Source organism: Streptosporangium sp. OZ121 (assembly GCF_051918885.1).
In the GTDB taxonomy this organism is placed as follows: domain Bacteria; phylum Actinomycetota; class Actinomycetes; order Streptosporangiales; family Streptosporangiaceae; genus Streptosporangium.
Genome location: NZ_JBPXMC010000001.1, coordinates 363,366 through 388,313 on the forward strand (window position 1 = coordinate 363,366; position 24,948 = coordinate 388,313).

Genomic DNA, 24,948 nt, shown 5'->3' on the forward strand with positions numbered 1-24,948 from the left:
TCCGGCAGCGTCCGGTACGCCGAGGACGCCGAGGACGCTGCGGGCGCTGAGGACGCTGAGGACGCTGAGGACGCTGCGGACGCCGGGAGACCGGGGAGGTCCGCGACGTCGAGGACGTTCGGGGCGTCGGGCACATCGGGGAAGTCGGGGAAGTTCACGAAGTCGGGGAAGTTCGGTAAGTCGGGAAGGTTCGGGGAGGAGCCAACGTGCGGGCAGCGGACCGGCTGGTGGCCGAGACCGTGCGGCGTAGCGGACCCTGGCTGGCCGTCCTCGCGGTCACCTCCGTCCTGGGCGCGTTCGCGCAGCTCGCGCTCCCGTTCATTCTGGGCAGGACGGTCGACGAGCTCGTGGCCGGTACGGGTGGCGGCACCGGCGCGGCGACCTGGCTCGGTGCCTGCGCCGCCGCCGTGATCCTGGCCGTGCTCTGCGACACCCTCGGCGTCTGGGCCGCCGGATCGAGCGGCGCGCGCTCCTCGGCCTGGCTCAGGAACCGGGTCGTACGGAACGTGCTCGGTGTCGGGCCGGTGATCACCCGCCGGTTCCCCGAGGGGGACCTGGTCACCCGGATGGGCCTGAACACCGAGGAGATCGGGCGCGCCCCCGAGTCGATCGTCACCGGGGCCGCGCTGGTCATCCCCACCGCGGGCGGCGTGGTGGCCCTCACCCTCATCGACCCCCTGCTGACCGTGACGCTGGTCGCCGGGCTCGTCCTCATCGCGCTCGTCCTGCGGGCCTTCCTCACCGTGAGCACCTCCATCGCGGGCGACTACCAGGCGGCGCAGAGCGACATCGCCGCCCGCCTGGTCGACGCCCTCGCCGGGGCCCGTACGATCGCCGCGGCCGGCACCGCCGACCAGGAGCGGGCGCGGGTGCTCACCGCCCTGCCCCGGCTGCGCGGGCACGCCATGGACATGTGGCGGGCCAACGCGCGGGCCGGTGTGCAGGCGGGAGCGGTGGTCCCGCTGCTGGAGGTGGCCGTGCTCGGGGTGGGCGGGCTGCGCCTGGCCGCCGGCGACCTCACGGCCGGAGAGCTGTACGCCGCCGCCCGCTACGTCGTGCTCGGCGCCGGTCTCGGCTCGGCGCTGGGCTACGTCAGCCGCCTGGCCAGGGCGCGGGCCGCCGCGGCCAGGGTGGAGGAGCTGACCGCCGAGAGCCCGCGAGCCTACGGCACGCGCCCGCTGCCTCCCGGTCCCGGCACGCTCGAGCTTCGCGGCGTCGACGCGGGCGGCCTGCGCGACGTCGATCTCGTCATCCCCGGCGGGCAGGCGGTGGCCGTGGTCGGCCGCTCGGGGGCGGGCAAGTCCCTGCTCGCCGCGGTCGCCGGGCGGCTGGTGGACCCGCGGCACGGCACGGTCCTCCTCGACGGCGTGCCGTTGCCCGACCTATCCCGCGAGGCGCTGCGCCATGCCGTCGGATACGCCTTCGAGCGCCCAGCGCTGCTCGGCGACACCGTCGGCGCCGCCGTCGCCCTGGGACTCGACGCTCCCGCCGCCACCCCCGGCACCGGCCGCCACGGCGCCTCCGGCCGCGGCCGTCGCGGCACCCGTACCGGCACCGGGTCCGGCCACCGGCACGACGACCGGGACGGCCGGACGGACGGGAGGGACGAGGTCGTGCGGGCGGCGGCGCGGGCGGCCCGCGCCGACGCCTTCGTCCGGCGGCTTCCCCTGGGGTACGACACGCCGCTGGAGGAGGCGCCCATGTCCGGCGGTGAGCGGCAGAGGCTCGGCCTGGCCCGCGCCTTCGCGCAGGGATGGCGCCTGCTCGTCCTGGACGACGCCACCTCCAGCCTGGACACCGTCACCGAGCGCCAGGTCGCCCGCGCGCTCTCCAGGGAGCTGCGCGACCGCACGCGCCTGATCGTGACCCACCGGGTGGCGACCGCCGCGGCGGCCGACCGGGTGATCTGGCTGGACGACGGCCGGGTGCGCGCGTGCGGCGGGCACCGGGCACTGTGGGCCGACCCGGCCTACCGCGCCGTCTTCCAGGCGGACACGTCCTCCGCGGACGACGCGTCCTTCCCGTCTGGCGTCTCCTCCCCGGCGGGCGCGTCGTTCCAGGCGGGCGCCTCCTTCCGGGCGGGCACGTCGTGAGCCCTCCGAACGGGCACGTCGTCAACAGACCCCTCCGGCGGGCGCTCAGGAGGGACCCGTACCAGCTGGTCAGGCTCGCGGGCTGGTCCGTCGCGGAGACGGCGCCCTCCCTGGTCATCGGCCTGGCCATCGCGCGGGCGATCGACGACGGCTTCGGCGCGGGACGCCCCGCGACCGGGTTCGCCTGGCTGGCGCTGCTCGGCGGCGTGTGGCTGCTGGCCGCGGTCGGCGCGCGGCAGGTGGTGATGGCCGTCGCCGCGATCGTGGAGCCGTTCCGCGAGGAACTCCTCGCGCACGTCGTCGACGACGCGCTGCGCCACTCGGTCATGTCCGGACGGGGACCGGGAGCGGCCGCGGTGGCCCGCTCCAACCTGCAGGTCGAGCTGGCCCGCGACGCCTTCGCCTCGGTCATCACGGTGGTCAGGTCGTTCGCGTTCACCGTGGTGAGCGTCATGCTCGGGCTGGCGACCCTCGTGCCCGAGGTGCTCGCGCTGGTGCTGCCCCCCTTCGTCGCCGGTCTCGTCATCTTCCTGCTGTCGCTGCGCGCCCTGGCCAGGCGGCAGCGGGACTTCATCCTGGCCGACGAGCGCACCGCCGGGTCGCTGGCCACCATGGTGGGCGGGCTGCGCGACATCACCGCCTGCCGGGCCGAGGAGCGGGTGGCGGGCGACGTCGGCCTGCGGGTGGCAGAGCAGGCCCGCGCGGCCCGGTCGCTGGCGCGGGTGACCGCGCTGCGCACGCTGTCGCTGGCGGTGGGCGGCTGGCTGCCGGTCCTGCTGGTGCTGGCCGGGACCCCCTGGCTGGTGGGTGAGGGCGCGGGCGCCGGGGTGATCCTGGGCGCCCTGGCCTACGTCACGCAGTCGCTGACGCCCGCGCTCGGCAACCTCGTGGAGGGGCTGGGCATCAACGGGGTCCGGCTGCGGGTGGCGCTCGGCCGGCTGCTGCGCGACGGCGACCCGCCCGTACGGGCGCGCGGGCGGATCGCGGCACGGGACGGCGGCGACGGCGGGGCGGGGGCGGCCGAGCTGCGCGGCGTGACGTTCGCGTACGGCCCGCACGCGGAGCCGGTGATCGACGGCCTGGACCTGTCGGTCCCCGAGGGGGACCACATCGCGGTCGTGGGCCCCAGCGGCATCGGCAAGTCCACGCTCGCCGCGCTCTTGACCGGGGTGCTCGCGCCGGGGACGGGCCAGGTCCTGGTGTGCGGGGTGCCCGCCGACCGGCTCGACCCCGCCGACCGGGTGCTGATCCCGCAGGAGGCGTACGTCTTCCGCGGCTCCCTGCTGGAGAACCTGACCTACCTGGCCGCCGCCTCGCCGGAGGCGGTGGACGACGCGGTGGCCGCGGTCGGCCTGACGAACCTGGTGGCGCGGCTGGGCGGCTACTCCACCGAGATCCACTCGGGGCTGCTGTCGCCCGCCGAGCGGCAACTGGTCGCCCTGGCCCGCGCCTATCTCGCCCCGGCCCGGCTGGTGATCCTCGACGAGGCGACGTGTCACCTGGACCCGGCGGCCGAGGCCCGCGCCGAGGAGGCGTTCGCCCGCCGGGGCGGCACGCTGCTCGTCATCGCCCACCGGCTGACCTCCGCCCTGCGGGCCCGGCGGGTCCTCGTCATGGACGGCACCAGCGTCCGGCTGGGCACGCACGAGGAGATGCTCGCCGCCTCCCCGCTCTACGCCGACCTGGCCGGGCAGTGGAACCCGTCGAGCGCGCAGGAGCTGGTGCCGTGACGTCCTCACCGCGTTTCCCGTCCAGAGCCCGAGATCTCCACATCGGAGGAAGCCGATGATCTACCCTCCCGCCGAGCGGCAACCGGTCGTCGACCACCTCCACGGCCACGCCGTGCCCGACCCGTACCGGTGGCTGGAGGATCCCGACAGCCCGGAGACCCGGAGCTGGACGGCCGCCCAGGAGGAGCTCTGGCGCGAGCACGCGGGCACGCTGCCGGGCCGCCACCTGTGGCACTCGCGGGTGGCCGCGCTGACCGGGGCCGGGACGGTGGGCACGCCGATGTGGCGCGGCGGCAGCCGGTTCTTCCTGCGCCGTACGGCCTCCCAGGAGCACGCGGTCCTCTACCGCACCGGCCCCGACGGGGTGGAGGAGACGCTGCTCGACCCGATGGAGCTCGACCCGAGCGGGCTGACCACGCTCGACCACTGGCAGCCCGACCTGGACGGAAGGCTGGTGGCGTACCAGCTGTCCAGGAGCGGGGACGAGCGGTCGGAACTGCGGGTCATGGACGTCGCCACCCGCCGGACGGTGGACGGCCCGATCGACCGCTGCCGGTACGCGCCCGTGGCGTGGCTGCCCGACGGGAAGGCGTTCTTCTACGTCCGTTCCCGCCAGGTATGCCTGCATCGGCTCGGCGCCCCCGCCGAGGACGACGCCGTGATCATGGGTGAGGAGCGCTCGTACGGGCTGGGGATCAGCTACAACGGCCGCTGGCTGACGGTCTCGGCGACGGCGGGCGGCGGCAACGACCTCTGGCTGGCCGACCTGTCGTCCTCCTCCCCCGAGCGCCCCGACCTGCGGGTGATCCAGCGGGGGGCGGGCGCGGTGACGGCGCCCGCCGTCGGCCGCGACGGGCGCCTGTACCTGCTCACCACCCTGGACGCGCCACGGGGGCGATTGTGCGTGGCCGACCCGGCGCGGCCGGGCCCCGAGCACTGGGTCGGCCTGGTCGAGGAGGATCCGGAGGCGGTGATCGGTGAGTTCGCGATCGCCGGGCAGACGCTCCTCGTCGGCTGGACCCGGCACGCGGTCGGCGAGATCAGCGTCCACGACCTGGCGACCGGGAGACGGCGCGGTTCGGTGCCGCTGCCCGGCCTCGGTTCCGCCGGGGGGATGACCACCCGCCCCGAGGGCGGCCACGAGGTCTGGTTCACCTACACCGACAGCGTCACGCCCGCGGGGGTGCACCACTACGACGCGCGCACCGGGCGGACGTCGCTGTGGAGCGCCGCGCCCGGCGCCGTGGAGGTGCCAGAGCTCGAGGCCCGCCAGGTGGTCTGCGCCTCCGCGGACGGCACGCCGGTGCGGATGGTCGTGCTGGCCCGCCCCGGCTCGGGCCCCAGGCCCACGATCCTGTACGGCTACGGCGGGTTCGGGCTCTCGCTCGCGCCGTCGTACTCCAGCTACATCCTGCCCTGGGTCGAGGCGGGCGGGGTCTTCGCCCTCGCCCAGCTGCGCGGCGGCGGCGAGGAGGGGGCGGCCTGGCACCGCGACGGCATGCTGGAGCGCAAGCAGAACGTCTTCGACGACTTCGCCGCGGCGGCCGAGAAACTCGTCTCGGACGGCTGGACCACCCCCGCACGGCTGGGCGCGTGCGGCGAGTCGAACGGCGGGCTGCTGGTGGGCGCCGCGCTGACGCAGCGCCCCGACCTGTTCGCCGCCGCCGTCTGCTCGGCGCCGCTGCTCGACATGGTCAGGTACGAGCGGTCGGGGCTCGGCCCGGTGTGGCGTTCGGAGTACGGTTCGGCCGACGACCCCGAGCAGCTGGGCTGGCTGCTCGGCTACTCCCCATACCACCGGGTCGTCGACGGCGTCGACTACCCGGCGACGCTGCTGACCACGTTCGGCGGCGACTCCCGGGTCGACCCCATGCACGCGCGCAAGATGTGCGCGGCGCTGCAGGCGGCGACGTCGGGCTCGCGGCCGATCCTGCTGCGCCACGAGGGCGACGTCGGCCACGGCTCCCGCTCGGCGGGCCGCGCCGTCGACCTGGCCGCCGACATGCTCGCCTTCCTGGCCGCCCACACCGGCCTGGAGGCCGGCACGTGAGGGCTTCCCAGATCTCCACGGTCACCGGCCGGCGTCCGGACGGCCGTCCGCGGGGTGAGGTCCGGCGGGCCGGCTCGGCACCTCTCGCGAGACCTCCTCGGAACACCGCGAGAGCACCGCGCCGCCTCCGGCCGGCCGAAGCGGGCCGGAGGCGGTGCCGTGCCGGGGGGCGGGCTACTGGACGGCCCCGAGCCGGTACCGGCCGCCATCGCCGCAGCAGAACTCGTAGTCCCAGGTCGCGTCCCGGTTGATGGTGACGCCGCCGATGAGGTCGTCGGGATCGATGTCGTCGTACTCCATGAGGCGGAGCTGGGCGCCGACGGGGACGCACTTGTCGACCTCGACCCGCTGGCCCGCGGCCATCGACACGTAGGGCCCGGTCACCGGCCAGATCTTCGTGCCACCGCTCGTGATGAACACCTCGTCGCGGCCGTTCTCGGTGACCGCGAGGGCCCGGAGGCCGTCGAGGAACACGCCGGCGCCACAGGTGAGCGCGGCCTTCTCCCGGGCCGGGCCCGCGTCGGCGACCGCCGCCGAGGTCGCGGTCAACGCGAGGCATCCGGCCATCACGGCCGCGGCCGCGAGCTTCGACGGTTTCCGCCAGGTGCGCATGCCGGTTCCCGTCCGTCGCCCGCGGGAGTTCTCTTCGACTCGCATTCGTGTGCACTCTCCGTTTCGGCTGGTGGTGACGTGTGTTCGCGCCACGCGTGCACCCCGACCTCGGTGGCCGCGTGGCTCTCCTTGCCTCCACCAGATCTACGGCACAGCCGCCCGAGCGGACCATGATCGGGCCTGCTCCTGTCGATAAACCTGGAGTTCGTGTCCGTTTTCGACAGGGTGTGCACTCCTGGATCGGCGGCCGTCCGCGGCCGGCCTCGTCTCATGGCCGTGACGATCGAGACGGCTGCCTATCCGTGATCCGGACCTGGCCGGGCGGTGTCGTTCGAGGTTCTTCCTGGTCTGGTGTGGAGGACCTCGCGGGCCTGTTCCGCGGCGCGGGTGATGCTTTCGCTGATGAAGTCGAGGAAGCGGGCGATGTTCTCCAGGCGGTCGGCGGCGGGGGTGTGGGGGCCGAGGACGGCGACGCCCTGGCGTGCGGTCTCGACGAGCAGGTCGTTGGATCGGGCGCCGGCGATCGTCGCCTGGTAGAAGAGTTCGTCGTCGACGGCGTAGCGGTCGCGGCGACGTTCGTCGCGTTCCCGGCGGACGAGGCTCTGGCTCTCCAGGAAGGCGATCGCCTTGGAGATGGACGCCGGGCTGACCTGGAGGTGCCGAGCGAGCTGGGACGCGGTGAGACTGCCCGCGTCGGTGGTGAACAGGCAGGTCAGAACCCGGGCCGTCATCTTGGTCAGGCCTGAGGCCATGAGGACGGTGGTGAACGTCTCCTCGTACTCGGCCACGGCCTCGGCGTCGCGTCCGTGCGGCTGGGGAACCGGGTCCGGCCCTCGGGAGGAGGTGGGCCTGCGCCGGTTGGCGCGGCGTTCGGTGGCGCGGTGGGCGGCAGGGCCGCCGTTGCGCATCACCTCACGCGTGATCGTCGAGGTCGGGCGGTCGAGGCGCCGGGCGATCTCGGCGTAGGGGAGGCTGTCGGCCAGCCGCCAGCGCGATCTGCCAGCGGTCCTGCTGGGTGAGCCTGCCTCCCGGCATCGCGATCTCCCTGGTGATCCTTCGTGGTGGTCCCTGATCCCCTCACCATAGCGTTCACTTCTCATTCATTGCAATGATCAGAGCATCTTCCGTTGCTTTAGAATCAGGATCGTTGCAACAGTTTACGGGCTTTCAACTGCGAAAATGTCCTTTGCATGCAACAAACATGTTGCCAGATTCAGGAACGCAACGTAGCGTTTCCAATGTCAGAAACAACGAGTGAGCACGGGAGAGCACGATGCAGAAGTTCGACACCCCCGCCCCGATCTCCGCCGTCCTGGACATCCCCGCCGGACGCGTCCAGTTCATCGCCGCGGACCGCGCCGACACCACCGTCGAGGTCCTGCCCGCCGACCCCTCCAGGAGCCGCGACACCAAGACCGCCGAGCAGACCACCGTCGCCTACGCCGACGGCGTCCTGCGGATCACGACCTCGACCCTCGGCAACCGGCTCTCCGGCCCCTCCGGATCCCTGGAGATCACCGTCCAGCTGCCCGCCGGCTCCCGCGTCGAGGCCAGGGCCGCCGCCGCCGAGCTCCGCGGCGTCGGACGCCTCGGTGACGTCGCCTTCGAAGGCGCGTACCGCCAGATCAAGATCGACGAGGCCGCGAGCGTCCGCCTCACCGCGATCGACGGCGACGTCGAGGTCGGCCGGCTCAGCGGCCCCGCGGAGATCAGCACCGCGAAGGGCGACATCCGGATCACCGAGGCCGTGCGCGGCGCGGTCGTGCTCAGCACCCAGTCCGGCGACATCTCGGTCGCCGCCGCCGCCGGCGTCTCGGCCGCCCTGGACGCCGGCACCGGCTACGGCCGCGTCAGCAACGCCCTCAAGAACAACGGCACCACCGAACTCGACATCCGCGCCACCACCTCCCACGGCGACATCACCGCCCGCAGCCTCTGAAGGAGCAGAACCGGGACCGTCCGGCCGGGTCCGTCGCGATCGAGATCCTGCCGGTCGTCGCCGAGGGCCCGGCCGTCCGTCCCGGGGGGCCCGCGATCCGCGTACGCGTCCCTGTCCACGTCCACCGCACCCTGCGGCAGGTCGGGGCAGGGCGCGGGGGCCGGCGCGGGGGCTCGGTGCGGGCGCCGGCCGGTGTCCAGGAGATCACCGCCGCCGAGCGTGAACGGCGGCCCGGGATGCCGGTGAAGGGAGGCCGGGTCAGGCCGCGTGCCACTCCCCGCCACTTTCATTTTCTATCAGATCCGCGCGCCTCATGAGACACCGGAAAGTGCCTCATACTGCCCGTTGCGAACCGGCCCGACAAGCAATGGAGCAACGAAATTGGGTTACGTGCTGGGTTTCGAGGAGATCGACTCGACGAACATCGCGGACGTCGGCGGAAAGGGGGCGCAACTGGGCGAGCTCTCGCGAATCGACGGCGTCCGCGTGCCGGACGGCTTCTGCGTCACGACGGACGCCTTCCAGCGGATCGTGGCCGAGGCGCCGTCGGTCGACGCGTCGCTCGACCTGCTGTCGCGCGTGAACCCGGACGACCGCGCGGCGATCCGCGCCCTGAGCGCCGATGTCCGCCGCGCCGTCGAAGGCGTCGCGATTCCCGACGATCTCGAGGCGGCGATCGGCGAATCGCTCGCCCGGCTCGGAGAGCGGGCCTCCTACGCGGTGCGTTCCAGCGCGACGGCCGAGGACCTGCCGACCGCGTCCTTCGCCGGCCAGCAGGACTCGTACCTGAACGTCGTGGGCCTGCCGGCGATCCTCCACCACGTCCGAAGGTGCTGGGCCTCGCTGTTCACCGAGCGGGCGGTGACCTACCGGCGCCGTAACGGCTTCGACCACCGCAAGGTACGGATGGCCGTGGTCGTGCAGCGGATGGTGTTCCCCGACGCGGCCGGGATCCTCTTCACCGCGGACCCCGTGACCTCGAACCGGAAGATCGCCACGGTGGAGGCCGGTTGGGGGCTCGGCGAGGCGCTCGTCTCCGGCCTGGTCGCCGGGGACGTCTACACGGTGCGCGACGATCAGGTCGTCACCACGGCGGTCGCCACCAAGCCGCGGTCCGTCCAGGCGGCGCCGGGAGGCGGTACCCATGACGCGCCGGTCGAGCCGCGGCGGCAGACGCAGCCGGCTCTGACGGACGCGCAGGTCGTGCGCCTGGTGCGGCTGGGCCGGCACGTCGAGGCGCACTTCGGCAGGCCCCAGGACATCGAATGGTGCCTGGCCGGCGATGACTTCCACATCGTCCAGAGCCGGCCGATCACCACCCTGTTCCCCCTCCCCGGGAGCGATGACCAGGAGAACCATGTCTACGTCTCCGTCGGTCACCAGCAGATGATGACCGACGCGATGAAGCCGCTGGGACTCTCCGTGTGGCAGCTGACGACCCCGCGGCCGATGCACGAGGCGGGCGGGCGGCTGTTCGTCGACGTGGCCCCCGTCCTGGCGACGGCCGCCGGTCGCGCGAACCTCATCGGGACCCTGGGGAGGTCCGACCCGCTGATCCGGGACGCGCTGCAGAGCGTCCTGGACCGCGGTGACTTCATCCGCCTGCTCGCGGACGAGGATTCCGTCGCCGCGCCCGCCGGTGGCCCACCCGCCCCGATCGAGACCGATCCGGCCGTTGTCACCCAGCTGATCCGGCAGAGCCAGGCGTCCGTCGCCACCCTGCGGAGCGAGATCCGGACTCTGTCCGGGCCGGCGCTGCTCGACTTCATCGAGGCCGACATCGCGGAGCTGAGGCGCATCCTGTTCGATCCGCGGAGCCATCAAGTGATCATGGCGGGGATGGAGGCGGCCTGGTGGCTCAACGACCACCTAGAGGCGTGGCTGGGCGAGAAGAACGCGGCCGACGCGCTCACCCAATCCGTCCCCCACAACGTCACCTCCGAGATGGGGCTGGCGCTCCTCGACGTCGCGGACACGATCCGGCCGCACGCGGAGGTCGTGGCGTTCCTGCACCGCGTCGCGGCCGAGGGCCGGGAGGGCGACGGCTTCCTGGACGAGCTGGCCGGGCCGGCCGGCGGACGGGAGGCACGTGACGCCATCCGGGGCTACCTCGACGAGTACGGCATGCGCTGCGCGGGCGAGATCGACATCACCAGAACCCGCTGGAGCGAGCGTCCCGCCACGCTCGTGCCCGCCATCCTCGGCAACGTCAGGAACTTCGAGCCGGGCGCCGGCGAACGACACTTCGAGCAAGGACGCCTGGAGTCGCGGCGGAAGGAACAGGAACTTCTGACGCGACTGCGCGCCCTGCCCGGCGGGGAGCGGAAGGCCGAGGAGACCAAGCGGATGATCGACCGCGTCCGCGCCTTCGCCGGATACCGGGAGTACCCCAAGTACGGCATGGTCAGCCGCTACTTCGCCTACAAGCAGGCGTTGCTGCGGGAGGCCGATCGCCTCGTCCGCTCCGGCACCCTGCGCGAGAAGGAGGACATCTTCTTCCTCCGGTTCGCGGAGTTGCGGGAAGTCGTGCGCACCGGCGACGTGGACGCCGGGCTCATCATGGAAAGGCGGGAGGCGTTCCGGTCGTACGAGGCGCTCACACCGCCCCGGGTCCTCACTTCGGACGGTGAGGCCCTCAACGGCCGGTACCGGCGTGACGACGCCCCGCCCGGCGCGCTGGCCGGCCTCCCGGTCTCGGCCGGGACCGTCGAGGGCCGTGCCCGCGTCGTCCTGGACATGGCGCGGGCCGACCTCGAGGCGGGTGACATCCTGGTCACCACCTACACCGACCCCAGCTGGACCCCCCTGTTCGTCACCGTCGCCGGGCTGGTGACGGAGGTGGGCGGCCTCATGACGCACGGGGCGGTGATCGCGCGGGAGTACGGCCTGCCGGCCGTCGTGGGTGTGGAGCAGGCCACCCGGCTGATCCGGGACGGGCAGCGGATCCGCGTTCACGGGACCGACGGGTACGTCCAGATCCTCGGCTGAACCGCCGCCTCGGCTCAGGTGAGGACATTTGTCCTGGGGCGTTCGGGATCGATGGATCTGCTGGAGCGGCCCGTCCGTTGACAGCGTGGAGGGCATGAGACGAAAGGCGACGAGTGCCGCGATGGCGGCGACGATGCTGGTGCCGGCGTGCGCGGGCGTGCCCGCGGCGCGGGCGCCGGAGAAGACCGGCGAGAGTGTGGTCCGGACGGACGCGGGAGCCGTACGGGGAACGGTGACGGGCGAGCACCGGATCTTCCAGGGGATTCCCTACGCGGCCCCGCCGGTGGGCGGGCTGCGGTGGAACTCGCCGGCGCCGGTGAGACCCTGGAGCGGGATCAGGGAGGCCACCAGGCCTGGCAGCGTGTGCCCGCAGGTGGGAAGCGACTACGCGAAGGTGACCGGCTCCGACGAGGACTGCCTGTTCCTCAACGTGACGGCGCCGCGCACTCCGGGGAAGAACCGGCCGGTGATGGTGTGGATCCACGGCGACGGGGCCCTGGGCTCCGGCGACCTCAGCGATGTGCGCCGGATCGCCACCCGCGGGGACGTGGTGGTCGTCACGATCAACTACCGGCTCGGGGTGTTCGGGGGCTTCGGGTACCCGGGGCTCGAGGGGTCGGGCACGTACGGCCTGCAGGACCAGCAGGCGGCTCTGCGCTGGGTGCGCCGCAACGCCGCCGCGTTCGGCGGGGACCCGGCGAACGTGACGGCGTTCGGCGTCTCGTGGGGCGCGCTGAGCATCAGCGGGCACCTGACCTCGCCGGGCGGCGGAGGCCTGTTCGACCGGGCCGTCATGCAGAGCGGCGAGGGCATGATGGACATGCTCGCCGGCAGCATGGGTGAGGGCGTCCCCGCCTACCCGTCCTACGCCTGGCGCCCGGTGGCGGAGGTCGAGAAGATGGGGACGTACGTGGCCCCGCGGCTCGGCTGCGAGGATCTCCGCTGCCTGCGGGCCCTGCCGGTGGAGAAGATCCTCGAAGTGCCGCAGATCATGAACATGTTCCAGACATACGCCTACGGGGGCGAGACGCTGCCCGGACCGCCGTCCGCGGAGTTGCGGGCAGGTCGTTTCCACCGGGTTCCGGTGATCTCCGGGGCGACTCGCGACGAGCACCGGATCTTCGTCGGGTTGTTCCACGACGCGGCGGGAAAGCCGGTGACCGCCGAGCGGTACGGCAGGCTGCTGAGAACCGCGTTCGGCAAGGACGCGGCGAGGGTGCGCGCGGAGTATCCGGTCGCCCGGTACGGCTCGCCGGGGCTGGCGTGGGCCGCCGTGATCACCGACCGCATGTGGGCCAGGGCCACCTTCGAGCAGAACGGGCTGCTCAGCGGGAAGGCGCCGACGTACGCCTACCAGTTCGCCGACCGCCGGGCCCCGATGTTCCTGCCGTTGGGGACGGACTTTCCCTGGGGCGCCTACCACGCGGGCGACATGCCGTACCTGTTCACCGAGAAGGCGGTCACGTTCACCCCGGCCCAGCGGAGGCTGTCCGACCAGATGATCGCCTACTGGACCAACTTCGCCCGGACGGGCGATCCCAACGGAAAGGGGCTGCCCCGCTGGGAGCGCTTCGACCGTGCCGCCCCCGTCCCGTACACCCAGTCCCTGGAGCCGGACGCGATCAAACCGGTCGACTACGCCGCCGACCACAATCTCGGCTTCTGGCCGGCACCGGGCGCCGGATCCGCGAAGCCCCCGGCCGGGGGCCGCGGGGCGGGGCGCGCGGTCAGTTGAGCGAGCGGTAGCGGCTCAGGGTCGGTTCGGTCAGGTCGTGGGACCACAGCCAGCCCGCCTCCCTGGCGATCCTCACCGCCTCGACCCGCGTGCGGGCGTCGACCTTGTTGAGGATTCGCGCCAGGTAGTTGCGTACCGTGCCGCCGGACAGGCAGAGACGGTCGGCGATCTCCCCGACCGGCGCCCCCTCGGCCGCGGCCTGCAGGACCTCCAGCTCGCGCGCGGTGAGCGGGTTTCTCTTCGCGTTGAGGGCGGCGACGGCCAGTTCGGGGTCGACGACCCGCTCACCGGCGGCCACCCGGCGTACGCAGCCCGCGAGCTGTCCCGCGGGGGCGTCCTTGACGACGAAGCCGCGCGCCCCGGCGTCCAGCGCCCGGCGCAGCGCGGCCGGGGTCGCGAGCCCGGTCAGGATCACCGTCCCGCACTCGGGAAGCCTGCGGTGCACCTCCGCCGTCGCGGTGAGACCGTCGGTGCCGGGCAGGCCGATGTCGATGAGCGCGACGTCCGGCCGGTGGAGCAGGCAGGAGCGGACCACCTCGTCGCCGTGACCGACCTCGGCGACGACCTTGATGTCACTCTCCGTGGAGAGCAGGGCGACCATGGCTCCCCGGACGAGATGCATGTCCTCGGCGATCAGGACGCTGATCATGAATCGTCTCCCCCTTGCTACACCGCGCGCTCTCATCTGGCCCGGGGACACTACCCAAGGAAGTCGGGTGACTACCGCAAGTCCGAGTTAAACACGAAACACGGGGCATTGAACCGTGATTCGCGCAGGTCGGAGACTTCACCGCGCACCCGATGAGGGCCGGTGGCCGGCGGGCGCCCTCTCGAAAGGGCCGCGCGACCCGTGCGAAACCGTCGAACCGGCCGCGGGCATCGGCCACGACGGGCCGCGCGGCCCTCTCTCCGGAGCGCCCGGCCTCGTGCTCGCCGGACGCCGGGGGCGGGCTCCGGGAAGGCGGTTCCGGCTGCGGTCCGTAACCGGGACGACACCGGCGACTGCCATCGAACCAGGAAGTGCTCGGCAAGAGCTGTCGAACCATGACAGGCCCGGCCGGCGCCGTCAGATCGGGGCGGCGGCCTCGTGGTGTTCCATCAGGACGTCGGTCAGCAGGTAGCCGCCGCGTATCAGGTGGACCAGCGGGCGGGCCCGCAGTTCCCGGTAGTGAGCGGCTATCCGTATCGCCGCCGCCACCGGGGTGGTGGCACTCGTCCACAGCGGCCTGTCCCGGTCCGCGGGCACCGGGACCATCCACCAGAAGCGGCAGGCGTCGTCCAGGCGGGCGACCAGGCCGTAGTAAACGGAGATGACGATCTTTCCGGACGGCAGGCGGTGGACGTCCGCCGGGATGTTGTGGGATCGGGCCAGCAGGGCCGCCAGTTCACGGGCCCGGAGTTCGGCGGGAGGAGGCGCGAGGTCTTCGGGGATTCTGTGATCAACGGTCACGCTGGCGAGGGTAAGGATCTTCGGGTGCCCGCCTCAACGATGTTGCGTGATGTTGCGCGTTCGCCCCTCGCGGAGCATCCCCTTCACCGATCTTCGCCTCCTGCGGGCTTCCCTCCCCGTGGAGCGTCACTTCTCGCGGAACCCACCGGCCGCGGCCCGCAGCATGTCGCGGGCCTCCTTCCCGTACGCCGCGGCACCGCTCAGCGCCTGGAACGCCTTCTCGTACACGACCACGTCGCTGGGGGCCTTGTGCTGGATCTGGCCGGGAACGGTGTCGACGCGGACCCGGTTGGCGTCGTATATCCAGAAGTTCTCCGGCGGCATGAGCGGCGGCCTGATCGTCGCGGGGACGATGCCGAAGGACACGTTCGCGGTGCCGGAGGTCAGCTCCGCCAGCCGGTCGAGCTGGGCGGCCATCTGCTCGGGGCCGACCAGCGGCATGCGGAGCGCCTGCTCCCCGACGATGAACGCGAACCGCTTGCTCCCGTTGCGCAGGATCTCCTGCTGTTTCAGCCTCGCCGCGACCGCGGCCTCGATGTCGTCCGGGATGCCGCGGAAGTCGATGATGGCGCGCAGGTGGCCCCGGGCGTAGTCACCGGTCTGGAGCAGGCCGGGCACGGCCGAATGCTGCCAGACGCGGAACTGGTGGGTCTTGTCGTACAGCGGCTGGAAGGAGCGCTGGACGTGGCCGAGGCCGCTCTCCTCCAGGCGGCGCCAGTCGGTGTACATCGCGTCGATGTTCTGGGCGGCCGCGATGAGGTCGACCACCTGCTCGTCCGCGTCGCAGGCCTCGCACCACGTACGGATGTCCGCCTGGTTGGGCATCTGGACCGCGTTCTCGATCTTGGAGATCTTGGTGTGGTCCAGGCCGGTCTTCGCCGCCAGCGCTCGCCCCGTCAGCCCGGCGTCGGCGCGGAGCGCCCTGAGCCTGGCGGCGAGAATGCCTTTGGCCTCGTCGATGCGTGCTGTGGAGGTCGCCATCTCCATCACCTTGTCACCGCGGGGGGTTGGTTCTCCGACCGTACGTCGGATGTTGCGATCTGTCTTAAATGTTGCGAATAGTTGCCGGAGAATCGTGGGCGCGCTCCCATCGCGCTTTCCGAACCGCCCACGTTCCCGGCCCCGGCCTGTCTCCGCTCGCCGACCTCGCCGACCTCGCCGACGGACCGAACTCGACCGGGCGGGCCGGCGATGACACCGGGGCGGCCCGGACGGTGAGCCGGGCCGGTGAGGCGGTGGGACCGTGACCGCGGTATCCTGTCTACGTTTCATAAATTGCGAACTTACGCAATTGAGTACATGATGGTGCCGTTGGACGAGACCGAGATCAGGGGTGTGCCGTGAACGGGTCTTTCGCTACCGCGGTCAGGGAAAGGGCACGCAGGGCGGCCGCGGCGCTGGAGGCGGCCCGCCACGGCGACGACGTCGGCGAGCTGATGACGGCCGAAGCGGAGTGGGAGCATGTGACGCGATTGGCCCGCACGCAGGGTGTGCCGATCGGCCAGGGTGAGGCCGGGCCGGGTGAGAGGACCGCTCTGTGATGTCGGTCCCGCTGTACGAGGCCAAGGCGGAGCTGTTCCGGCTGCTGGGCCACCCCGTCCGGATCCGGGTGCTGGAGCTGCTGCAGGAGGGGCCGATGCCGGTGCGGGACCTGCTGGCCGCCATCGAGGTGGAACCGACGGGGTTGTCGCAGCATCTGGCCGTGCTACGCCGTTCGGGGATGGTCACCGCGCACCGCGACGGTTCCACCGTGGTCTACGCCCTGGCCGGTGGTGATGTGGCGGAGTTGCTGCGCGCGGCGCGCAGGCTGTTGACGCAGATGCTCACCGGGCAGCACGAGCTGCTGAGCGAGCTGATCAAGACCGAGACCGGCACCTCGTGATCCCCCTGCTCTCCTCGGGCTGGGCCCGCCTGCGCGGTGTGCTGCCCGAGGGCGGGGAACTGGCCGCGATGGGCCGCCGTCCCCGCCGTGACCTGCTGGCCGGGCTCACGGTGGCGATCGTGGCGTTGCCGCTGGCGCTGGGGTTCGGCATCTCCTCGGGCATGGGCGCCGCGGCGGGCCTGGCCACCGCGGTGGTCGCCGGAGTACTGGCGGCGCTGTTCGGCGGTTCGAGCCTGCAGGTGTCCGGCCCGACCGGGGCGATGACGGTGGTGCTGGTGCCGATCATGCACGCTCACGGCGCCTCCGGTGTGCTGATGGTCGGCGTGCTGGCCGGGCTGCTGCTGATCGCGCTGGCGCTGGGCCGCGCGGGCAGGTACATGGCCCTGGTGCCGGCCCCCGTGGTGGAGGGCTTCACCATCGGCATCGCCTGCGTGATCGGCCTGCAGCAGGTTCCGGCCGCCCTGGGCGTGCCGACCCCGGAAGGGGACAAGGTCCTCGCCGTGGCCTGGCAGGCCGCGCGGGACTTCCTCGCCCAGCCGCTGTGGTGGGCCCCGGCCATCGCCCTGACGGTGGCCGCGGTGATGTTGCTGGGGGCGCGATGGCGGCCCGCCGTACCCTTCTCCCTGCTCGCCGTGGCCGCCGCCACCCTGCTGACGCAACTGGCCGATCCGCCGGTGGCACGCATCGGGGACCTGCCCGCCGGGTTGCCCGCTCCCTCGCTGGCCTTCATGGACGTGGGCGCGCTGAGCTCGCTGCTCGCCCCCGCGGTCGCCGTCGCGGCCCTGGCCGCGCTGGAGTCACTGCTGTCGGCCGCCGTGGCCGACGGCATGAGCGTCAACCACAGGCACGACCCCGACCGGGAACTGTTCGGCCAGGGGCTGGCCAACCTCGTCGTCCCGCTGTTCGGCGGCGTCCCGGCCACCGGTGCCATCGCCCGCACCGCGGTCAACGTCCGCTCCGGCGCCCAGTCACGGCTGGCCGCGCTGGCCCACGCGGGCATCCTGACCGTGATCGTGCTCCTCGCCGCCGACCTGGTCGCCCGGATCCCGCTCGCCGCGCTGGCCGGTGTGCTGCTGGCCACCTCGGTGCGGATGGTGGAGGTCGGCTCGGTCAAAGCCATGATCCACTCCACCCGCGGCGACGCCGTCGTCCTGGTACTGACCGCGGTCGCCACCTTGGCGCTCGACCTGGTCCAGGCCGTCATCCTCGGCCTGATCGTGGCCGGTGCGCTGGCGTTGCGCTCCATCGCGCGCGACGTCCGCCTGGACATGACGCCGATCCATCCTGAGCTGCCCGGCGACCACAGCGAGCAGGAACACGCCCTGCTCGCCGAGCACATCGTCGCCTACCGCCTGGACGGGCCGCTGTTCTTCGCCGCGGCCCACCGTTTCCTGCTGGAGCTGTCCGAGGTCGCCGCCGTCTCCGTGGTGATCCTGCGCATGTCCCGCGTCACCACCATCGACGCCAGCGGCGCCCTGGTCCTCGGCGACGCCATAGAGCGGCTGCAACGCCGTGGCATCACCGTCTACGTCTCCGGTATCCGCCAGGGCCACCACCAGCCCCTGCACGCCCTTGGCGTCATCGCCCACCTCGACCGGGCCGGCCGTGTCTTCGCCACCACCCCCGAGGCCATCGAGGCCGCCCGCGACCGGCTCCGGCAGGCCGGAGTCCTGCCCGCGACCGCCACCGCCCCCTGACGTCCGGCCTGAGTGGTCACGACCGCGGGAGGCCCGAGCGGGCAGCCGGCGCCGGGCCGGGCGGCCCGTGTTCAGCCGTGTCCGCCCGTAGGGCACGTCCACTTCTCGGCGGTCCGGGTCAGGATTGTCGGGCGCAAGCCTTACGGTAGGGCGCGTGCCAGAGACGAACCACGAGATCACGCTCGACTCGGCCCTCACCGAGGAGGCCGTGCTCTCGACCTACCGCCGCATGTTCGCGGCGCTCGCCCGCGACAGCGGCGCGGTGGTGGACGACCCCGCGCTGGTCGACATCGCCGAGACGCTGTTCGCGGCGTTCGCCGAGGCGGGCGAGGAGTGGCTGACCCACGAGCAGATGCGCCACGTCTGCCGGGCCTACCCGCTCGACCGGTTCGAGAACCGGCTCCGGGTCCTGCGCGGTCTCGGCGCGATCCGCGAGGTGTTCCCCAAGCCCAACCAGCTCCGCTACCGCGCGTCGTTCACCAGCGTGGTGGGGCTGATGTTCATCCGCCGGATGATGGACGACGGCGGCCAGTCGGAGATGCACCGCCTGCTCGCGCTCGAAGACCTCAACGTGGCCGATCCCCGCACGACGATGGAGGAGGCCCGCGCCAGCGCGCAGAACCTGTCGCGCGCCTTCCGGCTGTGGGCGCTGGAGCTGATCACCCTGACCGGCGGCACCATCGAGGAGCTGCGCGAGCAGGCGCCCAAGCTGTGGGGCACCGAGGAGATCGCCCGGCGGGCGCAGAGCCTGCACGGCACCATCCTCACCCGCTGGCCCGACCTCGACCGCACCTGCACCGAGCTGCGCGCCGCGATCTACTCCTACAGCGACGCCTCGCGCCGCGCCGCCGGGCGTCTGGCCGACTCCGCGGGCACGACGAGGAACCTGACGCTGCTCCCCGCGGAGACCTGGCGCACCTTCGCGCAGACCGCGAGCAGGGAGCGCCTGGCCGCGGTGCTCGACGGGTTCGTCTTCGACGCCCCCGCCCCCTGGCACGACCCGGCGGCGATCGTCAGGGCCGTGGACGAGAGCCCCCGCCCGGCACCCGCCCAGCCCACTCCCCCGCGCTCGGCCCTGCCCGACCCCGGCCCCGCCGGCACCCACGATCCCGGCACCGACGGCCTCGACCACCTGACCGCGGTGGCCGAGGCCGCGCTCGCCGGGCGCTCCACCGTCCGGCTGGAGGAGCTGCTCACCGCCGACGGCGAGTGGGTCTCCGCCCGCCGGCTGCTGGCCGACCTCGTCTCCGCCGACCTGCGTCCCGACTCCCCCTACCGCCTGCGCTGGTCCGACGGGCTCACCGCCGACCCCGGCGGCGAGCCCGCCTGGCTCTCCCACGGCCACCTCGAAAGGACCGGCGGTGACGGCTGATCCGCGACGCACACCGGCCGCGACGGCCCCGGCGGCCGGCACCGAGCCGTCCCGGACGGCGCACGTCCGCGCCAGGGCGGGCGGTCCCCTCCCGCTCGGAGCCGGAGAGGCGGCTCCCGCCGGGATGGCACGGCTGGGGCGCGGCGACGGGACGGGCCTGGCGTTGCCGGTCTGGCCCGACGGGGCGACCCCGTCGCTCCTGGAGGAATACCAGGTCGCGCCGATGGCGGTGGAACGATCCGGGGAGACCCGGCGGGTGCTGGCCGCGGCGCTGCGGTGTTGCTGGACGGACCTGTCCGCCGACCCCTGGCCCGGCACCGCGGCCACGGTGGACGACGTGCTGTCGGCGTACCGGGCGCTGATCGGGCGCGGCGACGACCTCATGCGCAACTGGGCGGTCGGCGCGCTGCGCCGCCTGCACGACTCAGCCTGGCTGGAGGTCACCGGCGGTCTCGTACGGCTCGGCCCCCGGTGCGCCTCCTGGCCCGCCGCGTCGCACGCCCAGTTGCGGGAGCTGATGCGCCGGCTGCCCGCCGGTGAGGAGGTTCCGGGCGGCCCGGAGGTGCTCCCGGTCGCCGAGGGCGTCCTTGACGGCGCGGAGGCGGGGGCCGGTGTCACGGTTCCCGAGGAGGTGGACGAGGATCTGCTCGGCCCGTTCGACGAGCGGCGCAGGGCCGAGGTCGTGGCGGCCTTCATGACGGTGGAGCACGCGGCCGAGCCGGTGCACGAGGCCCGTTTTCCCGCGTTGCGCGACCCGGTGCTGCGCCGTGCGCTCGCCGAGATGCTGGAGCGCCGCGGCCGGGTCCTCGTCCACGACCGCGACGCGTGGACCTCGGGCTACGCGGCCGAGACGCTCGCGGGAGGGGGCGTGCCCGCTGGGCCGGGGGCGGGCTCGGGGGCGGGATCGGGCCCGGCGCCGGGAACGGTCTCGGAAGCGGGAACGGTCCCGGGGACGGGTGCCACCTCGGGAGCGGGCTCGGCTCTGGGTGAGTCCGAGCGGGCGGTTCTGGTGCTCGTGCTGATCCACTCGGTGGCGATCCCGCGGGCCGACGGCCTGCTGCCCGCCGACAGCTGGCTCTCGCCGTTCCCCGCCCAGGTCGACGAGCTCCGGCGGCACACCAGGCTGCCGATCGGTGAGCTGGACGCCGCGCTGCGCGTCCTGCGCCACGCGGGCCTGGTGACCCAGGTGAAGGCGGGCGAGGAGGCCGGGGGTTACGTGCCGGGGCCGCAGTTCCACCGGCTGACCCCGCAGGCCAGGCGCCGCCTGCAGGAGGAGCTGATCCTCGCCGCGGGACCGCACACCCCGCTGGCGGCGGCCGTACGGGCCAACCGGCGGTGAACGGGTCAGGAAAGACCGCCCCTCGCGAAGGCGTGGCGCCAAAGACCCCGGTGGGCCCGGTGCCGAGCGGACGCGAAGAGGCCCTCGCTCACGATGAGCGGACCCCGGGGCGGGTGCCGGAGACCCGGCGCTCCAGGCGCCGGAAGCAGGATGGAAGAAAGGAACGACGGGGTTGACCGACCAGCGGAGCCAGGCCGAGAAGAGCTCACGCGGGAGCCGAGCCAGGGCCACGGAGAACCGCACCGGCACGGCCGGGGCCGGAACCGGGGCCGGAAAGGCCTCCCCGGGCGAGGCCACCGGAGCAGCTCGCGCCGGGAACGTCCGGGCGGAGGGCGCCCGGAGCGGGAGGACCAGGGGTTCCGAGACCGCCGGGGACCCGGGCGGGACGCAGGCGACCCTGGTCCCCGTGGAGACGACCCGCGCCACCGCCCCGAGCGAGAACGTGGTGGGCGACCGGGTGCTGATCGCCGTGCAGCCGGTCAACATCTCCCGGCTCTCGACCCACCCGGTGCCGACCGTGCCGGGCACGCTGATCGTGGTCGCGGGCGCGGGGCCGAAGGATTCCAACGGCGCGGGCAAGTCGTCGTTCATCGCGATGATCACCGCGCTGCTCGGGGACGAGCAGTGGCGTTTCGCCTCGGGGGCGAAATCCGTCGCGGAGCTGCTGTTCAACGCCGAGCTCGCGGCGGGCGGCGGTGGCCGGACGTGGGCCAGCGCCGACCACGGCTACATCGTCGGCGTCTTCGCGGCGGCCGACCCCGCGCACACCGGCTCCGGCCCCACGGACTCCGTCCCCACCGGCCCCGCGGACACCGATTCCGCGAACGCCGGCCCCGTGGACGGCGTCTCTTCTGGCGGCTCCTCGGGCACGGTTTCCGGGGACACCGGGGACACGGCCTCCTCGGACACCGGCTCCCCGGACCGCGCCTCCCTGGACGACGCGGTGACCGTGTGGTTGCGGGTCAACCAGGAGGCCCCGCATCTGGAGATCAGGTGGATCCAGGGGGTGCACCTGGCGGTGGCGGCCTCGGAGGCCGAGCGGGTGGCGCGGGCCGACGAGCTGTGGGCGGCGCTGCCCCGCTCGGCGGGACGCCGCGACGTGGTGGCGCGCGACCTGACCAGGGTCCTGTACGGCGACCGCGTCAGGTGCGTGTCGTTCCTGTCGACCTCGGTACGGAGCAAGGTCGCCACCAACCTGCTCTCCCAGCCGCTCAACGAGATCTCCCCCGAGCGGGTCTTCGAGGCGATCGCCGCGCTGACCGGCCTGGACTCCGAGCTCGACCAGGAGCGGGAGGCCCGCCGCGACGAGCACGCCAGGCGGGTGCGGGCGACGCGGGCCGTGGAGCTGCTCCGGGAGTTCGAGGGCGAGTCCCGTACGCTCCTGGAGACCTTCGACAGGCGTGACCGGGCCCGGGTCAGGCTGGCCGACGCGCTGCGCTGCTGGCGGGGGCGACTGGCGCGCAGGCTGGCCGACGCCGGACAGCGGGACGAGGCGCTGGCGGCCGAGCTGGAGCGGGTCCGCGCGGCGGGCGACCGTGCCACGGAGGCGATCGCCGAGGTCAGGGCCGAGATCACCACGCTCAAGGACGACACCCTGGAGCGCGGGCTGGCCGAGGCCCGCAGGGAGCTGACCACCCTGCAGGCACGCGCGGCGAAGCTGGACGCCGACCGGGCGGTGGCGGAGAACTCGGTCGACGAGCTGCGCGGCTGGATTCCCGGTCTCGAGGAGCAGCGCCGCCTGGCCGACGGGCGCGACGTGGAGGCGGCGGGTGCCGAGCTGGCCGAGGCCAGGACGCGGCTGAACGAGGCGCTGAAGGCGCTGGGCGTGGCCGACCGGGAGGCCGAGGGGGCGAAGGCCGCGCTGGACGACGCCGAGGGCGGCCCGGCGGCGGCCCAGCTCAACGCGCTCGCCGAGGCGGGTGTCGGGGCGACCGGCCTGCTCGACGCGATCGACGTCGCCGAGCAGGCCCGCGACGACGAGGCCGCGCCGCGTCGAGACGGTGCGGCCGCCCCCGCGCTGGGAGCTCGCGGGTGGCCGCACGAGCACGCGGTGATCGTCGACGCGGCCGACCTGGCGGCCGCCGCGCGCGCCCTGGGCGCGCTGCCCGGGTCGGTGCTGGTCAGCGCGGCGGGAGTCACCGTCGTGGGATCGTTCGAGGTCGCGGTCACCGGCAGGGAGGCCCGCATCAAGGCGGCCGAGCAGCGCCTGCACCGGGCGCGTGACACCCAGGAGAGCGCGGCGGCGGTCGTACGGGCCGCGGAGGACGCCGTGGCCGAGGCGGGCAGGAGGCTCGACGGGGCGAAGGCGTCCGTGCAGCTGGCCGACATCGAGCGGCGGCTGGCCGAACGCCGGGCCGCGCTCACCGAGCTGTCCGAGGCGCTGGCCGGGATCGCGCCGAAGGTCGACGAGGCCGAACGCCGGGCGAGCGCCCTGGACTTCCGCGCCCGTACGAGAAACATGGAGATCGAGCGTCTGGAGGGCCGCAGGGCCCGGCACGAGTCCGACCGCGACCAGGCCGCGGATCAGGCGGCGAGGATCACCGCCGACCGCGACGCGCTCGGGCTGGACACGCTGGCCGGTGACTGGGGCGGCACCGTCGACGGAGCCCGCGAATGGCTGGGCGCCCTGGACGAGCAGGAGCGCCCGCTGACGTCCGAGGAGTGGTGGCGGGCCGCCGAGCGCCGCCTGGACGAGGCGCTGCGCGACACCTTCCCCGGCGAGGACGAGGAGATGCCCGAGGAGCTGCGCTTCCTGGTCAGGGAGAGGACCGCGCCGGGCGCCGGGCGCACCGCCCGCGAGCAGGCGACGTTCCCCGGCGTGTGCTCGGCGCTCGCGTCCTACCTGCGCGGTCAGGAGGACTACGAGCGGCACCGGCGCCGCCAGATCGAGACGCAGATCGTCACCCGGCAGCGCGACCTGACGGCCGCCGCCAGGGGTGCCGAGGAGGCGGCCCAGTCCACCGCCGTGCACCGGTCCGCGCTGACCGCCGCGATCAGGGCGCGGCTGACCCGGGTGGCCGAGGAGTTCGACAAGCTCGACACCTCCTACGGCGGTTACGGCGCGACGCTGGAGTTCCCCGTCCCGCCAGCGCCCGCCGACCCCGAGCAGCGCTGGGCGTGGCGGGTGACGCCCAAATGGCGCAGGGGCGAGGGGCAGGGGTTCGTGCCGTACAACCGGCGGGCCAACACCGCGCTGATGGACGAGAAGGCGGTGAAGCTGGTCTGCGCGGCGGCGATCGCGTCCTCGGGCGGCGGGCACCTGTGCCTGGTCCTCGACGAGCTGGGCCGCAACCTCGGCAAGGAGCACCGCAGGGAGGCGGTGGCGCTGTTCCGCCGGATCGGCGAGACGTACGGGATCACGGTGATCGGCGCGCTCCAGGACGACATGGAGCCCTACGCCGTCGACGCCTGCGGGCAGTACGTCAAGCTGCGCCGTTCCTCCGACGCCATGCCGTACAACGAGCCACCGGTCGTCATCGGCCACGACCGGCACGCCGAGCGGGTGCGCGCCCTGGCCTCCGCGGTGAGCCGGTGAGCTGGTGAGCCGGTGACGAGCCCGGGATCGGGCGCTCGGGGATCACCCTCACACGGGAGGCAGGCCGCCCTCGAAGACCTCGAGCTTCAGGCGATCCAGCCTCAGGCGGCTGATCAACCATCTGCCGTCGATCTTCCGGTACTCCTCGTGGTAGTGCCCGTAGCCCCGCATCCCCTGCGGCAGACCGTCCCTCTCGGGCCATTCGAGATAGTCGTCCATGCTCCAGATGCCGGTGGCGGTGTCGGGACCGGTGATGTCGATCTCGGGCATGAAGCCCCGGTGGACGGCGATCGCGTTCCCGTTCCAGCCGCTGGTGATGCGGGCCAGCTCGGCGGGATCGCGGAGCACCGTCCCATCGATCTCGAGATGGATCTCCGGCGTGAACAGCCTGACCCACTCGTCCCATTTCTTGGTGTCGTGGAGCCGAAAGTAGCGTGCCTTGAGCTGCTTGATCTCTTCGATGTCGGCCAGGCGCCGCAGCGCGTCGTCGTTACCCGCGGTGGTCATGTGGCGCTCCTGAACGGTT

At 73.3% G+C, this 24,948-nt stretch carries 17 protein-coding genes and 1 pseudogene; 12 read left to right on the forward strand and 6 right to left on the reverse strand.

Annotation, left to right across the window (positions count from 1 at the left end; all coding sequences use genetic code 11):
• Positions 1-206: 206 nt before the first annotated feature.
• From ACTOQ1_RS01905 to ACTOQ1_RS01915, 3 genes are read left to right on the forward strand one after another with little or no spacing between them, the layout of a single operon-like run.
• On the forward strand, positions 207-2,093 hold the full coding sequence (locus ACTOQ1_RS01905; RefSeq protein ID WP_440063944.1) for an ABC transporter ATP-binding protein: 1,887 nt from the start codon (positions 207-209) through the stop codon (positions 2,091-2,093).
• Positions 2,090-3,823 (forward strand): ATP-binding cassette domain-containing protein, encoded by a 1,734-nt coding sequence (locus ACTOQ1_RS01910; RefSeq protein WP_440063945.1) that lies wholly within the window; start codon positions 2,090-2,092, stop codon positions 3,821-3,823. The genes ACTOQ1_RS01905 and ACTOQ1_RS01910 overlap by 4 nt, the downstream gene beginning before the upstream one ends.
• 55 nt (positions 3,824-3,878) lie before the next feature.
• Positions 3,879-5,873 carry a prolyl oligopeptidase family serine peptidase gene (locus ACTOQ1_RS01915; protein ID WP_440063946.1) on the forward strand — a complete coding sequence of 665 codons (1,995 nt, stop codon included), beginning with the start codon at positions 3,879-3,881 and terminating at the stop codon, positions 5,871-5,873.
• A gap of 174 nt (positions 5,874-6,047) precedes the next feature.
• Here ACTOQ1_RS01915 and ACTOQ1_RS01920 read toward each other — a convergent pair whose 3' ends face one another.
• Both ACTOQ1_RS01920 and ACTOQ1_RS01925 read right to left on the reverse strand, forming a co-directional pair.
• Positions 6,048-6,485, reverse strand: coding sequence for a hypothetical protein (locus ACTOQ1_RS01920; protein WP_440063947.1), 438 nt, complete (start codon positions 6,483-6,485; stop codon positions 6,048-6,050).
• 296 nt (positions 6,486-6,781) lie between these two features.
• Positions 6,782-7,520, reverse strand: a pseudogene (locus tag ACTOQ1_RS01925) (helix-turn-helix domain-containing protein).
• 238 nt (positions 7,521-7,758) lie between these two features.
• Here ACTOQ1_RS01925 and ACTOQ1_RS01930 point away from each other — a divergent pair.
• The 3 genes from ACTOQ1_RS01930 (at position 7,759) to ACTOQ1_RS01940 (ending at position 13,147) form a co-directional block, all read left to right on the forward strand.
• The gene (locus ACTOQ1_RS01930; protein ID WP_440063949.1) at positions 7,759-8,424 is read left to right on the forward strand and encodes a DUF4097 family beta strand repeat-containing protein; all 666 of its coding nucleotides are present in this window, start codon (positions 7,759-7,761) and stop codon (positions 8,422-8,424) included.
• Between the two features lie 390 nt (positions 8,425-8,814).
• Positions 8,815-11,412: a rifamycin-inactivating phosphotransferase gene (rph, locus tag ACTOQ1_RS01935; protein WP_440064754.1), complete on the forward strand. Its 2,598-nt coding sequence runs from the start codon at positions 8,815-8,817 to the stop codon at positions 11,410-11,412.
• Between the two features lie 94 nt (positions 11,413-11,506).
• A complete protein-coding gene (locus ACTOQ1_RS01940; protein WP_440063950.1) occupies positions 11,507-13,147 on the forward strand; it encodes a carboxylesterase/lipase family protein in 1,641 nt (546 codons plus the stop codon).
• On the opposite strand, the gene ACTOQ1_RS01945 is transcribed toward ACTOQ1_RS01940, so the two are convergent.
• The 3 genes from ACTOQ1_RS01945 to ACTOQ1_RS01955 all read right to left on the reverse strand — a co-directional run bounded on the left by ACTOQ1_RS01945 (position 13,140) and on the right by ACTOQ1_RS01955 (position 15,578).
• On the reverse strand, positions 13,140-13,796 hold the full coding sequence (locus ACTOQ1_RS01945) for a response regulator transcription factor (protein ID WP_362692920.1): 657 nt from the start codon (positions 13,794-13,796) through the stop codon (positions 13,140-13,142). The two genes, ACTOQ1_RS01940 and ACTOQ1_RS01945, sit on opposite strands and share 8 nt — an antisense overlap.
• Positions 13,797-14,213: 417 nt before the next feature.
• On the reverse strand, positions 14,214-14,597 hold the full coding sequence (locus tag ACTOQ1_RS01950; RefSeq protein WP_440063952.1) for a hypothetical protein: 384 nt from the start codon (positions 14,595-14,597) through the stop codon (positions 14,214-14,216).
• A gap of 126 nt (positions 14,598-14,723) precedes the next feature.
• A complete protein-coding gene (locus ACTOQ1_RS01955) occupies positions 14,724-15,578 on the reverse strand; it encodes a helix-turn-helix domain-containing protein (protein ID WP_440063953.1) in 855 nt (284 codons plus the stop codon).
• 359 nt (positions 15,579-15,937) lie between these two features.
• Between ACTOQ1_RS01955 and ACTOQ1_RS01960 the strand changes: the two genes are divergently transcribed.
• From ACTOQ1_RS01960 to ACTOQ1_RS01985, 6 genes are all read left to right on the forward strand, one after another.
• Positions 15,938-16,138, forward strand: coding sequence for a hypothetical protein (locus ACTOQ1_RS01960; RefSeq protein WP_440063954.1), 201 nt, complete (start codon positions 15,938-15,940; stop codon positions 16,136-16,138).
• Complete coding sequence (locus tag ACTOQ1_RS01965) at positions 16,138-16,479, forward strand: ArsR/SmtB family transcription factor (RefSeq protein WP_440063955.1); 342 nt, start codon at positions 16,138-16,140, stop codon at positions 16,477-16,479. Before ACTOQ1_RS01960 ends, ACTOQ1_RS01965 begins: the two co-directional genes overlap by 1 nt.
• A gap of 68 nt (positions 16,480-16,547) precedes the next feature.
• Positions 16,548-18,176: a SulP family inorganic anion transporter gene (locus tag ACTOQ1_RS01970; protein ID WP_440064755.1), complete on the forward strand. Its 1,629-nt coding sequence runs from the start codon at positions 16,548-16,550 to the stop codon at positions 18,174-18,176.
• A 154-nt stretch (positions 18,177-18,330) separates the two neighbouring features.
• Positions 18,331-19,548: a hypothetical protein gene (locus ACTOQ1_RS01975; protein ID WP_440063956.1), complete on the forward strand. Its 1,218-nt coding sequence runs from the start codon at positions 18,331-18,333 to the stop codon at positions 19,546-19,548.
• Positions 19,538-20,887: a hypothetical protein gene (locus ACTOQ1_RS01980; protein WP_440063958.1), complete on the forward strand. Its 1,350-nt coding sequence runs from the start codon at positions 19,538-19,540 to the stop codon at positions 20,885-20,887. The genes ACTOQ1_RS01975 and ACTOQ1_RS01980 overlap by 11 nt, the downstream gene beginning before the upstream one ends.
• Before the next feature lie 406 nt (positions 20,888-21,293).
• Complete coding sequence (locus ACTOQ1_RS01985) at positions 21,294-24,422, forward strand: chromosome partitioning protein ParA (protein ID WP_440064756.1); 3,129 nt, start codon at positions 21,294-21,296, stop codon at positions 24,420-24,422.
• A 48-nt stretch (positions 24,423-24,470) separates the two neighbouring features.
• On the opposite strand, the gene ACTOQ1_RS01990 is transcribed toward ACTOQ1_RS01985, so the two are convergent.
• Positions 24,471-24,929 carry a nuclear transport factor 2 family protein gene (locus tag ACTOQ1_RS01990; RefSeq protein ID WP_440063960.1) on the reverse strand — a complete coding sequence of 153 codons (459 nt, stop codon included), beginning with the start codon at positions 24,927-24,929 and terminating at the stop codon, positions 24,471-24,473.
• Between the last annotated feature and the right edge of the window lie 19 nt (positions 24,930-24,948).

What these genes read in the sequence shown, in the direction of transcription:
- ACTOQ1_RS01965 (WP_440063955.1), top strand. Translation starts at nt 16,138, where the DNA reads ATGTCGGTCCCGCTGTACGAGGCCAAGGCGGAGCTGTTCCGGCTGCTG.
- ACTOQ1_RS01940 (WP_440063950.1), top strand. Translation starts at nt 11,507, where the DNA reads ATGAGACGAAAGGCGACGAGTGCCGCGATGGCGGCGACGATGCTGGTG.
- ACTOQ1_RS01955 (WP_440063953.1), bottom strand. Translation starts at nt 15,578, where the DNA reads ATGGCGACCTCCACAGCACGCATCGACGAGGCCAAAGGCATTCTCGCC.
- ACTOQ1_RS01920 (WP_440063947.1), bottom strand. Translation starts at nt 6,485, where the DNA reads ATGCGCACCTGGCGGAAACCGTCGAAGCTCGCGGCCGCGGCCGTGATG.
- ACTOQ1_RS01970 (WP_440064755.1), top strand. Translation starts at nt 16,548, where the DNA reads ATGGGCCGCCGTCCCCGCCGTGACCTGCTGGCCGGGCTCACGGTGGCG.
- ACTOQ1_RS01990 (WP_440063960.1), bottom strand. Translation starts at nt 24,929, where the DNA reads ATGACCACCGCGGGTAACGACGACGCGCTGCGGCGCCTGGCCGACATC.
- ACTOQ1_RS01915 (WP_440063946.1), top strand. Translation starts at nt 3,879, where the DNA reads ATGATCTACCCTCCCGCCGAGCGGCAACCGGTCGTCGACCACCTCCAC.
- ACTOQ1_RS01945 (WP_362692920.1), bottom strand. Translation starts at nt 13,796, where the DNA reads ATGATCAGCGTCCTGATCGCCGAGGACATGCATCTCGTCCGGGGAGCC.
- ACTOQ1_RS01930 (WP_440063949.1), top strand. Translation starts at nt 7,759, where the DNA reads ATGCAGAAGTTCGACACCCCCGCCCCGATCTCCGCCGTCCTGGACATC.